The sequence below is a fragment of the Candidatus Chordibacter forsetii genome (genome assembly GCF_964187505.1).
Lineage (GTDB): Bacteria > Verrucomicrobiota > Verrucomicrobiia > Opitutales > Seribacteraceae > Chordibacter > Chordibacter forsetii.
Genome location: NZ_CAXLML010000180.1, coordinates 1 through 12,360, shown reverse-complemented (window position 1 = coordinate 12,360; position 12,360 = coordinate 1). Strand labels below are relative to the sequence as shown.

The 12,360-nt window shown below is 47.2% G+C and carries 10 protein-coding genes; all 10 read left to right on the top strand.

Going from position 1 to position 12,360, the window contains the following annotated elements:
- On the top strand, window positions 1-1,531 hold a 1,531-nt coding region (pnp, locus tag ACKPQ4_RS07980; RefSeq protein WP_407680659.1), incomplete at its 5' end, for a polyribonucleotide nucleotidyltransferase.
- Between the two features lie 153 nt (window positions 1,532-1,684).
- Window positions 1,685-2,494, top strand: coding sequence for a 5'/3'-nucleotidase SurE (gene surE / locus ACKPQ4_RS07975; protein ID WP_407680658.1), 810 nt, complete (start codon window positions 1,685-1,687; stop codon window positions 2,492-2,494).
- A 335-nt stretch (window positions 2,495-2,829) separates the two neighbouring features.
- Window positions 2,830-3,018: a 50S ribosomal protein L35 gene (rpmI, locus tag ACKPQ4_RS07970; protein WP_407680657.1), complete on the top strand. Its 189-nt coding sequence runs from the start codon at window positions 2,830-2,832 to the stop codon at window positions 3,016-3,018.
- 36 nt (window positions 3,019-3,054) lie between these two features.
- Window positions 3,055-3,414 carry a 50S ribosomal protein L20 gene (gene rplT, locus ACKPQ4_RS07965; protein ID WP_407680656.1) on the top strand — a complete coding sequence of 120 codons (360 nt, stop codon included), beginning with the start codon at window positions 3,055-3,057 and terminating at the stop codon, window positions 3,412-3,414.
- A 24-nt stretch (window positions 3,415-3,438) separates the two neighbouring features.
- Window positions 3,439-4,488, top strand: coding sequence for a phenylalanine--tRNA ligase subunit alpha (gene pheS, locus ACKPQ4_RS07960; protein ID WP_407680655.1), 1,050 nt, complete (start codon window positions 3,439-3,441; stop codon window positions 4,486-4,488).
- Window positions 4,485-6,914 carry a phenylalanine--tRNA ligase subunit beta gene (gene pheT, locus ACKPQ4_RS07955; RefSeq protein ID WP_407680654.1) on the top strand — a complete coding sequence of 810 codons (2,430 nt, stop codon included), beginning with the start codon at window positions 4,485-4,487 and terminating at the stop codon, window positions 6,912-6,914. Before pheS ends, pheT begins: the two co-directional genes overlap by 4 nt.
- 12 nt (window positions 6,915-6,926) lie before the next feature.
- On the top strand, window positions 6,927-7,220 hold the full coding sequence (gatC, locus tag ACKPQ4_RS07950) for an Asp-tRNA(Asn)/Glu-tRNA(Gln) amidotransferase subunit GatC (RefSeq protein WP_407680653.1): 294 nt from the start codon (window positions 6,927-6,929) through the stop codon (window positions 7,218-7,220).
- An 11-nt stretch (window positions 7,221-7,231) separates the two neighbouring features.
- Entirely contained in the window at window positions 7,232-8,701 is a 1,470-nt protein-coding gene (gene gatA / locus ACKPQ4_RS07945) for an Asp-tRNA(Asn)/Glu-tRNA(Gln) amidotransferase subunit GatA (RefSeq protein WP_407680652.1), read from the top strand.
- Window positions 8,702-8,709: 8 nt separating this feature from the next.
- A complete protein-coding gene (gene gatB / locus ACKPQ4_RS07940; RefSeq protein WP_407680651.1) occupies window positions 8,710-10,188 on the top strand; it encodes an Asp-tRNA(Asn)/Glu-tRNA(Gln) amidotransferase subunit GatB in 1,479 nt (492 codons plus the stop codon).
- Between the two features lie 111 nt (window positions 10,189-10,299).
- Window positions 10,300-12,360 (top strand): sulfatase (locus tag ACKPQ4_RS07935; RefSeq protein WP_407680650.1); only part of this gene is annotated, 2,061 nt, incomplete at its 3' end.

Sequence of the window (12,360 nt, the reverse complement as noted above, 5' to 3'; positions counted from 1 at the left end):
CGAATTAGCCGAACTTTGTGGCAAGCAAAAGAAGGACTTTGACTTGGTCAAGGCACCAGACAATGTCTTAGAACTTTGCCGTGAAATTACTGGAAATCGCATGGAAGATGCGATCTTTGCTGATTCCAAACAAGAGCGCCAAGTTGCGGTCGATGCGATCAAAGAAGAAGCTGATAAAGCATGTGAAGAAAAGTTCGGAGATGATTACGATTCTGATCATGTAAAAATGGCTTTTGAAGTAATTCAGGAAGAAATTTACCGCGAAAATATACTTATTAAAGGAAAGCGTGCCGATGGGCGTGGACCGGATGATTTGCGCGAAGTAACCTGCGAAACGGGAGTGCTTCCACGTGTTCATGGATCCTCAATCTTTAGCCGTGGAGAAACTCAGTCCCTCGTTCTTTCCACCCTTGGTACAAGCCGCGATGTTCAGGATCTTGATGGTTTGACTGGCGGACCGACCTCCAAGTCTTTCATCCTTCACTACAACTTCCCCCCGTTTTCGGTGGGAGAAGCTGGTAGGTTTGGATTTACCGGACGGAGGGAAATCGGTCACGGTGCATTAGCGGAACGTTCTGTACTTCCAGTACTTCCTCCCGAAGACGAATTCCCCTACGCCATCCGTGTAGTTTCTGAAATTATGTCATCCAATGGATCCACCTCAATGGCAAGTGTCTGTGGAGGATCACTCGCATTGATGGACGCAGGAGTTCCCCTCAGCGGCCATGTTGCTGGTATTTCAACTGGTTTAGTATCTCAACATGATGAGAACGGAAACATAACCAAGCATGTGGTACTAACCGACATCATTGGTGCGGAAGACCATTTTGGAGACATGGACTTCAAGGTATGCGGAACCCGCAAAGGAGTAACTGGATTTCAGCTCGACCTTAAGATTCAAGGCCTTCCCTTTGATATTGCAAAGGAAGCAGTCGTACAGGTTACTGCAGCGAGAATGAAAATTCTTGATGTTATGGATGCCGCACTTCCTTCCCATCGTACCGAATTGCGCGAACATGCTCCCCGTATTGAAACTGTTAAGATTGACCCCGAAAAAATCGGTGCGTTGATCGGACCAGGAGGAAAAAATATTCGCCGCATCACCGAAGTCACTGGTGCCAATATTGATATCGACGAGGACAACAGCGGAAAAGTTCGAATCTATGCAACAAATTCTGAGGCGATGAAACGTGCCCTCGAAGAAGTTGATTTAGTAACAGGTGAAATCGAAGTCGGTAAAATTTATCGCGGAATTGTTCGTGGAGTTAAAGAATTTGGTGCCTTTGTTGAGTGCTTACCAAGCAAGGAAGGACTTTGCCACATTTCTGAACTCGCTGACTTCCGTGTCAATAAAACCGAGGATATTTGCAAACTTGGAGATGAAATTATCGTCAAGTGCATCGGGATCGACGATAAAGGGCGTGTTAAACTAAGCCGTCGTGCCGCGATGGAGGAAAGTAAACCAGCCGAAGATACGGAATCATCCAACGAGGAATCGAAGGAAGAAACCGCCGAACCGGCAGCCTCCTAACCCAAGCTTTTACACTCCAAAGCTTCTTACCAAGAAGAGCGGACGTCCCATTCGGGCGTCCGCTCTTTTTGTTTACAGAAAAATAACTTCTTAACATTAAAAATCTTCCGGTTGCCCGATGCCGGTGAATTCGCTAGGCAATACTTACGATCTATGAGCGATAAAGATAAACCATTAGTTTTAGCAACCAATGATGACGGAATCCATTCGAATTTCCTCATTCGACTTGTCGAAGCTCTAAGTAAGAATTGCGAGGTCATAACCTGTGCTCCGGATGGCGAGCGAAGTTGGATCGGCCATGCTATTACCAGGCACCAGCCTCTCAAAACGGAAAAACTGAAAAAATATCCTGGCAAAGAAGCTTACTCCGTAAATGGCACCCCCGCAGACTGTGTAAACTTGGCAGTGGGAAATTTATTAGATCGTGAACCCGATATAGTGGTAAGTGGAATTAACCTCGGATACAATGTCACCATGCCCATGGTTTTATCCTCGGGTACAGTTGGCGGAGCTATGGAAGGTGCCCTTCTGGGTTTGCGGGCCATGGCAGTTAGCCTTGCCCTGCCCAATAATGAATTTGACGAGATTCGTGAAGGTGGTGGAAAAGTGGCGGGTGAAATGGCTAAGACTTTGGAAGCTGCAGCAGAATCAGCGGCGAAATATGCCTGCACCATTGCCAGCATGCCAACACCGGAGGGATTAACCGTGCACAATGTAAATTATCCCCCTGGATACAAGGGAGAACATGATCCCATACTGACCTTTGCCAATTCCCTGAAGCTCAACAGTTTATTTGACCTTAATGAGGATGGAAAAAGCTATCAACTCACCTACAAAACAGAATGGTTGGACAAGGCAAAAATTGAAGTGGGCTCGGATCTTTGGGCCTTACAGGAAAATATGGCTACAGTTTCCCGGCTGGACTTTTCAGAGGCCTGCGGGAAAAAATACCTCGAACCTTGATTTTTTAAAATGCTTCATAGATTATTTCGTTTAATTTATTGGGGAAGACGTAGGAATTACGGAAAACCTTATCGTAAAATTTCTGGACGATCGATGGATCGTGATTTGGTTCATTATTTTCACGATTTTGGGGATGACGGAGCCAATACACACCAGTCTCACTGGCTGCGGAAATTGATTACAAAAATGGTATGTTGGGCTGTATTTTTGTTTTTTGCATCGTGGTTTGCTTATGAAAGTTATCTCGGGCTATTAATTTACGATGGATAAGCACTCATTTCGCTTGATCGAAGTGGGTGAAATCGCTATAGATTTACCTTTTCCAAAATTTCATCATGAGAAAGACGCATAAAGGAATCGCCAAAAGATTTAAGGTCACCGGAACCGGCAAAGTTACCCACCGCAAGCCTGGGCAAAGACACTTACGGCGTAAGAAGTCTAACAAGCAGGTACAAGCCGGTCGCCAAAACCAAGTTTTAGCACCGGGTATGGCCAAGCGTGTAATCAACGCTCTTTCGAGCTAATTTTAACCTAAACCACCGTAGAGGAGATCATCAGACATGCCACGCGCACGCAACGTTCCAGCAACCCGCAAACGCCGCAAAAAAGTTTTAAAGAAAGCTCGCGGATATTTTGGAAATAAATCCCGCCTTTTCCGCTACGCTAAAGATGCAGTAGACAGAGGTGAAGCATATGCCTATGCCCATCGCCGCAAATATCGCTCTGAGATACGCCAACTTTGGATTGTTCGTATCAATGCAGCTTGTCGTGCAGAAGGTCTACGCTACGGGGAATTTATTCACGGATTAACTAAAATCAATGTGGATTTAAACCGTAAGATCCTTTCCGAACTAGCAATTCATGAACCAGATGCGTTCAAGGAATTGGTAGAAAAAGCGAAAACCGCCCTTGCGGCCTAAGGGCTCGCTAACCTTTTGATTGGCGTGGAGAATGATCTCCAAGCCATTGTCTCACAAGCGGAGGCAAGCCAGGCAACTATTTCCAACCGTTCAGATTGGGACCAGGCAAAGGCTGTGATACTCGGTCCCAAAGGATCGCTTACACAGGCATCCAAACTGATCGGCAAATTACCCAGGGAGGAAAAACCTGCATTTGGTCAGGCCCTCAACCAGGCAAAAAAACAGGTGGAAGCTCTTTTTGCCAACTCCCTATCCCGCATTGAAGAGCAAGCAGATCTTATTGCTCTGGGAAAGCCTTACGACCCTACCCTGCCTGCTGTCCCCAATCGTTCAGCATCCCTTCATCCCCTAAGTGCAACCAGGCGAAAAGTGGTAGCCATTTTTCGAAAACTTGGATTTACGGTGACCGAAGCAACCGAAGCAGAAACCGAATGGTTTTGTTTTGATGCACTGAACACCCCGGAAGATCATCCTGCGCGAGACGAACAGGACACTTTATTCTTTTCTCCCGATTCCAAGTGGGCAAATGTTTCCAAGAAGGCAAAGGAAGCACATCTTTTACGCACCCATACATCCTCGGTACAAATTCGTACGATGCTCCGGGAGAAACCACCTCTTCGAGTTATCGCTCCCGGGCGCTGTTTCCGTCGAGACACTGTCGATGCTACTCATTCCGCAAACTTTCATCAACTTGAAGGATTGTGCGTGGATCGTGGAGTCACCCTTCTCGACCTGAAAGGCGTGCTTGATCACTTTCTCAAAGAAATGTTCGGGACCAAGGTACAAACCCGTTTGCGCCCGAGTTTTTTCCCTTTCACTGAGCCAAGTTTTGAAGTTGATTTAAAAGCTCCAAACTTAGGAAAACTCAGCGATAAATGGATCGAGATTATGGGTTGTGGACTGGTCGACCCCGAGGTTCTCAAACTGGTAAATTTAGACCCCGACGAATGGAGTGGGTTTGCTTTTGGAGTAGGGATCGAACGGATTACAATGATTCTTCACGGAATCGATGATATCCGGCATTTTTATCAAAACGATCAACGCTTCCTTAGCCAATTTTCCGGATCTCTATGAAAATAAGCCTAGAATGGTTAAAGGAATATGTTGAGTTGCCAGCGGATACGGGCGAGTTGGTCGATGTTTTACCGATGCTTGGCTTGGAGGTTGAGGAACCAGAAGGAGAAACACCCGAATCCTTAGACAAGGTTGTTGTGGGTGAGGTACTGGACAAACAACCCCATCCGGAAGCTGACCGCCTGAGTGTATGCCAGGTAAATGTGGGAACGGATGAACCGGCTAATATTGTTTGCGGAGCGACTAATTTTCAAGTGGGTGATCGCGTGCCGGTTGCCCTACCCGGTGCAAAATTGCCGGGTGGTTTCAAGATCAAGAAGTCAAAACTGCGCGGCGTAGCTTCCGAAGGTATGATGTGCAGTGCCAAGGAATTAAAATTGGGAGACGATGATGCTGGCTTAATGATTCTTTCCGATTCTCCAGTGATTGGTACTCCCATTGAAGATACCATTTCTTCAGACCGGGTACTCGAACTGGAAATCACTGCCAACCGTGGAGATTGCCTTAGCCATTTAGGCGTGGCCCGTGAAATTTCTGCCCGTTATCAAAAGAAATTAAAAATTCCAAGTTTAGTGGCATCTGCCGAAGCAGTTGAACAGGCAGATGAAAATTGTTTGCTTAATAAAATTCAACTGGAGGACGATGCCTGTCCATATTACACCCTGTGGACCATTCGCGGGGTCAAAATTGGTCCAAGTCCGGACTGGTTACAAAAACGCCTAATGGCGATGGGTTTAAAGCCGATTAATAATGTGGTGGATGTAACCAACTATGTGCTACTCGAAACCGGGCAACCCCTTCATGCCTTTGATGCAAAAAAAATCAAGGGTTCCTCCATCATTGTGCGCCGTGCTCACGAGAATGAATCCATTACTACTTTAGATGGGGTCGGGAGAAAGTTGCAAAGCGATATGTTAGTCATTGCTGATGCCGAACGTCCACTAGTAGTTGCGGGCGTTATGGGAAGTATTGATGCAGAAGTGGATGATTCAACCACAGACCTAGTACTTGAATCCGCGTGGTTTCGCCCAGGTTCTGTACGCTCGACTGCCCGCCGGCTCGGATTGCACAGTGATAGTTCACAAAGATTTTCCCGGGATGTCGACCCCGCCGGGGTTAACTACGCCGCCCGCCGGGCAATCGATTTAATTTTAGATACAGCTGGGGGCGAATTGGCCCCTTCTTTTGTATCCTCTGGTTCTCCTCCCCGTAGTGAGCGGACCATTTCTATTGAACATACTTTTGTCGAGAAAACCTGCGGATTTTCCGTATCTGGTGAAGACTTAAGCGAAGCGTGGAAAAGGCTTGGATTTTCCGTTTCTGGAAATGGCCCCTGGGATGTGACCGTACCTTCCTTTCGTTCAGAAGTTGAACGTCCAATTGATTTGGTGGAGGAATACCTACGCCTTCGTGGAACCGATGATCTGACCGATTCACGAATTGTTTTTCCTGCCCTCGAGCGAGAAAATGATCTTTCCTATGATTTTTCACAGGATGCGGTTGATCATTTGCTCGGCCAAGGATACCAGGAATGTTGCCACTACAGTTTACGCTCCTCAGCGGAGGTGGAATCCTGGTTTACTCATCTATGTACTGATGAACTTGCCCTGTCTAATCCACTGACTGCAGACCATACCCATGTTCGCCCCTCCCTGCTACCGGGATTGGTTGATGCACTTGCCCACAACCAAAAGAATTTGAATGACCTTACCCGTGTATGCGAGACTGGTCGGATTTTTCGACCGGGGCCTCGGGGAAATGTCGAATGGATAAGTGTGGCATTTGCTGCCTTTGCCCGCTCAAACGAGCGCGGTTGGAAGGAAGAACCTGCACTTGATTTTTTTGCCTTGAAAAACCAAGTCAATTCATTGCTTCGTTCAACTGGACTAACCCTGCCCAAAGGATTATGGACCACCATTTCTGAAGATGCTTCATGGCAGGATGGATACTCCGCCCGTTTGGGAGATGCACACAAAAACAAGTTGGAAATTAACCTGGGCATTATCCGCTTATCGCTAACAAAAGAAAAGGAAGCCAAGGGCCCTGTATTTGCCGCCGAGTTGCTGATCGATCCGGTATTGCTGAGCAAACGAAAAAAAACCGTAGACTTTGTTCCTTTTTCCACCTTCCCCCCAGCCATTAAAGATCTTGCATTAGTAGTGGATTCAAAGGAACCAGCCGAGACGGTACGCATAAGAGTTGAAGAGATTGCTCAAGGTGTCGGAAAAGAAAAATTTGAAGTCGATCCGGTAACCATCTTTGATCTCTTCGAAGGCAAAGGACTACCGGAGGGAAAGAAGAGTCTTGCCCTAACCCTGCGTTTCCGGGCACCTGACCGTACTTTGGGAGAGAAAGAATTAAACCAGGCATTCGAAGAGGTGATTATTGGTATCCGTTCGGGAACCGCCTACGAATTGAGAAGCTAATATTTTTATCCGATGAGCGAAGATGCACCCATGGACATCGATTATGTTGCCAATTTGGCAAGAATCGAACTGAGCGATGAAGAAAAAACAACCTACCAAAAACAACTTGGGGATGTGTTGAAGTATTTTGAAAAGTTGCAGGAATTGAAAGTTGATGGCGTTGAACCTACAGCCCATGCCTTCCCCCGGTATAATGTATGGGACCAGGATGAATCCAAGAAGGGATTTTCTGCTTTAGAGGCATTGAAAAACGCCCCCCAATCCAGACAGGACCAGGTGGTGGTACCTAAAGTAATTGAGGAGTAAAGAGGTATTCAATGTCCCAAGACTCCCCCATATTTAAGACCGCAACGGAATTATCCGCTGATTTGACTGCGGGCAAGATCAGTTCCGTCGAACTGACTCAGGCAATGATTGAACGAGTGGAAACAGTGGACGAAAAAGTTCACGCTTTTTTGCACCTCGATAAGGAGGATGCCCTGGCCCAGGCCAAAGCATCCGACGAGAGACGCTCAACAGGAGAATGCTTGAGCCCGCTCGATGGTATACCTGTAGGATTGAAGGATGTGATCTCGGTAAAAGATCAACCCCTTACCGCGGCCAGCAAGATTTTAGAAAATTATCGATCTCCTTACGATGCAACCGTCACCGTAAAGTTGAAGCAAGCTGGTGCTGTGGTAGCTGGTCGTCTGAACCTTGACGAATTTGCCATGGGTTCATCCACAGAGAATTCCGCCTATGGCCCCACCCGTAATCCATGGGATCTCGAGCGAGTACCTGGGGGAAGCAGTGGGGGAAGCTCTGCCGCGGTTGCTGCCAGAGAAGTTCCCCTTTCCCTTGGTTCTGACACTGGAGGATCGATCCGCCAGCCCGCATCCCTTTGTGGAGTGGTTGGGATGAAACCTACCTATGGTATGGTCTCGCGCTACGGACTTGCCGCTTTTGCATCTTCCCTCGATCAGATCGGTCCTTTTTCAACCACGGTTGAAGATACGGCGCTCCTGCTCGAAACTATATCCGGACATGATCCGCTCGACTCCACAAGTTTCCCTAAGGAGATACCATCCTATTCTGCGGAATTGAAAAAACCTGCACAAGCGGGTGTGATTGGATTGCCCAAAGAATTCTTCGGCCCTGGTATGGATGATGAAGTACGGGCGAAGGTCGAACAAAGCATTGAGCATTACCGCTCTCTCGGGTATCAAACTAAAGAAGTTAGCCTACCTTCGACCGATCTTTCCATCCCGGTTTACTATGTTATCGCGACCGCGGAGGCTTCCTCCAACCTGGCACGATACGATGGTATTCGCTACACCTCCCGGAGCAACCGTGCACAAAATGCGATCGATGTATATGCCAAGAGCCGTGGCGAAGGGTTCGGGGCGGAAGTAAAACGCCGCTGCCTTCTTGGTGCCTATGGTTTGAGTAGTGGATATTACGATGCTTATTACCTGCGTGCCCAAAAGGCCCGAACCTTGATTCGACAGGATTTCGAGAGGGTATTTAAAGAGGTGGACGCCGTCCTCACCCCAACCGCTCCCACGCCAGCCTTTAAATTTGGAGAAAAGAGCGAAGATCCAATTTCAATGTATCTGAGCGATATCTTCACCATATCAACCAACCTTGCCGGACTTCCCGGGATCTCGGTGCCTTGCGGATTTACTCAATCCGGACTACCCGTTGGTATGCAATTGATCGGGCAAGCGTTCGAGGAGTCCAGCCTGCTCAATATCGCCCATGCTTATGATCGTGATCATTTGTACGGACGCCAGGCTCCCAACCTCTGATAGAGAAGATGGAATACGAAGCAGTTATTGGCCTGGAAGTACATGTTCAATTGAACACCCGTTCGAAAATGTTCACCCGGGTGGGCACCGGATTTGGACAACCGCCAAACACACTGACCGATCCCGTGGTCCTTGGTCTGCCAGGTGCCTTGCCAGTGATGAACAGGGATGCGATCGAAAAATCCATCAAGGTTGGATTATTACTTGGTTGTAAAATTGCTGAGGTCTGTAAATGGGATCGAAAAAACTATTTCTATCCGGACATGCCCAAAAATTATCAAATCTCTCAATTTGATCAGCCGATCTGCGAGGGTGGAAAGGTGGAGATTGAAATGCCCGGAGAAAATCCCGCAAAAATGGGTAGCCATCGTATGGTCGAACTGACCCGTATCCACTTGGAAGAGGATGTGGGAAAACTAACCCATTATGAACAGGACAGTTTGGTCGATTACAACCGTGCTGGCTCTCCCTTACTGGAAATTGTCAGCGAACCGGATATGCACAGTCCCGAAGAAGTCTTTGCTTACCTTACTTCCCTGCGCAATTCTTTAGTCGCTGCCGGGATTTCTGCCTGCGATATGGAAAAAGGCCAGTTGCGTTGCGATGCCAATATCAGTGTGCGTCCGAAGGGTACAACCACTTTGGGAACTAAGGTGGAAATAAAAAATTTAAATACGATATCCGGCGTACGGAATGGGGTGGAATATGAAATTCGTCGCCAGGTTCGAGCCATCGAAGAAGGTACAGAGATTATTCAGGAAACCCGGCGATGGAACCCTGAACAAAAGTACACCACTCCCATGAGGACTAAGGAAATGGCACATGATTACCGCTATTTCCCAGACCCCGACCTGATGCCGGTAAAAATAGATGAGGCATGGATTGAACGGGTAGCCAAGGAACTTCCAGAAAAACCCTTCGACAAGCAACGGCGCTACCAGAAGGACATGAACCTTCCCTACTCTGCCACTTCTTCCCTCTGTGGAGATCATTTGCTCTGTGCCTATTTTGAAGAAGCTACCGACCTGGCAAAATCTGCGACCAAGACGGCTAACTGGGTGGTCAATGATTTATTGCGTGAACTTTCACAGGCTAACAAGGTGGATGAATTCTCCGAAGAATCGGATAAAGTAATGACTCCCCAGTCCTGTCCAGTATCCCCACAAAACCTCGCTGAATTGATCAACCTGATCGAGGATGGAAAATTGACCAACAATGTGGCCAAGGAATTATTTCCCGAGATGTTTACCAGTGGAAAAACAGTATCTGATTTAATTAAAGAAAAGGGACTCGACCAAAAATCTGATAACGGAGAGATTGAAGGAATCTGTGCCGATGCCATTGCCAATGATTCCGATGCCGCAGAAAAGTTCCGTGGGGGTAAGGAGGGAGCCATCAACGCCCTCAAAGGAGCGGTAATGAAAGCGACCCGCGGACAGGCAAACCCTAAGGTGGTAGACGAAACTCTACGCCGCCTTTTATCTTAAGGCCAAGGGCCTAACCTTATTTTCCGCATTGATAGGGAGGAATTAATTATTTCTCTCACGAATGATTCCCATTGCTGAATAGTCTGGTTTTTGAGAGGAGAAATAAAATCTATGAAAATTCCATCCCTCAACTTTTACGGACTGTTTTGCACCTCTCTTCTGTTCGCTTCCCCCAAGCCGAACATTGTTCACATTATGGTGGATGATTTGGGTTGGCAGGATATCGCCAGCCATAAAGTCGATGGCAATACAGTTTATGAAACCCCACACCTCGACAAACTGACCCGTACCGGCAGACGTTTTACCGAAGCCTATGCACCTTCCCCTGTATGTGCACCTTCAAGAGTATCTTTTTTACGTGGTCAATACCCAGTCAACACTGGGGTTTACAGCGTGACTGGCGGGCAGTTACCCCGTCCACACCAAAGCAAAATTCCCCTAATTCCGCCCTATTACCTATATGGATTACCGGTAGAGGAACCGATGATTCCAGAAACCTTAAAACAAGCGGGCTACTTTAGCGGTCATGTAGGAAAATGGCATGCCGGCGGGAAGTACAGAGGTTTCCCTTTCCCCACCGATCAGGGATTTGATTTTGGATTTTTGGAAAAAAACGGAGGGTCCCTCTTTTACAATGATGAAGAATTATGGAACCCAAAGGATGGGAAAAGGAATTCCTTTGGCGGTTCCTGGCAACGCATTGTTCCTCATCGCCTCGCGGATTTTGCCACCCATCATCCGGACGATCCCTACCAATTGGACGAGGACGATCGGCCTTATGACAAACCAACTGAGTTGGCGGTCGGATTTATCCGTAAAAATAAAGACAAACCATTCTTCCTAAACTTTTGCCCTTTTTATGTTCATGGACCCATCGGAACGCGGGACAAAAAACGTCTCCAACATTATTGTAAAAAAATGGGCATCCCCTTTCCCTCCGATCCGAAAGCAGTAAACCCAGCCATCCCTGGACATTCCAACCCCTACTACGCAAGTATGGTCGATACAGTGGACTGGAGTATCGGCAAAGTGATTAGCTACCTCGAAAAAACGGATGATCCGCGCAACACCGGACACAAACTAATCGACAACACCTATATTATTATCGATTCAGATAACGGTGGATGGTTGGGAAGTCAGCACGAACCAATCACCGACAATAGTCCATTACGCGGAGGAAAGATGAATAACTACGAGGGCGGATTACGGGTACCTTTTCTTGTTCGCGGACCAGGCGTTCCCGCCGGGACAACTTGCGAGACTCCAATCAACCTGATTGATTTGTACCCGACTTTCATGGAAATGGCAGGGCTCCCCCCCGATACCGAGCTCCAACTGGACGGGTGCAACATTCTTCCTTTGATCAATGGTGAATCAAACAAGGTTATCCAACCGGACGGCAAGGAACGGACTACCCTGTTTTGGTTTTATCCCATGGAAAGTCACATGGCCGTTGTAATGCGAAAAGGGGATTGGAAACTGATCAATAATTTAGGGGTTGGATATGCAGGTAAATGGTCGCAGGTGGAAAATAAAAAAGCAGTGGAATTATTCCGTATTCGCAAGGAGGATCAAAGCCCAGACGATCTCGGTGAACAAAAAAACCTGGCGGCTCAATTTCCAGTGATTCGAAACTCGATGCTTCAGGAGTTAAATAATTTCCTCAAAAAAGCTGGGGTTTCAATGCCTTATCGAAATATCAATTCTTCATCGGTAACGAAGGAGGAAAAATCAGCTTATCCTAAAATTCTCCAGCTTGGTTCAAAAAAGGACCGCGTATGGGTAACCTTTCAGTCTGAAAAAAATAAGGCTGAAATTAAGGAGGCTCACTTACTCTACACGCTCAATCCCAAAGAATTTGATAAAACCCGAGGACACCGGGAGGAATGGTTACAAGCTCCAGCTAAAATTGAGAATGGACGGTGCGAGTCAATCATGCCTCCGGGTGCGACCCATGCCATCTTTTGTATGCGTGATACCAATGGATTCCTGATCACTTCAGAACCATTGCCCGACTTCCAGAAGATTGCCTATGCAACTACTCAGGACTCCACTTTTTTGAAGAATGGATATGCCTACAAACCGGGCCTTTTTTCTTTAATCGAATTGGGAAAGAAAGCACAGTCTGTTGGCGAAAAGAAAAAGTTGAATATTTCCGCTTTGAAAAAAAGC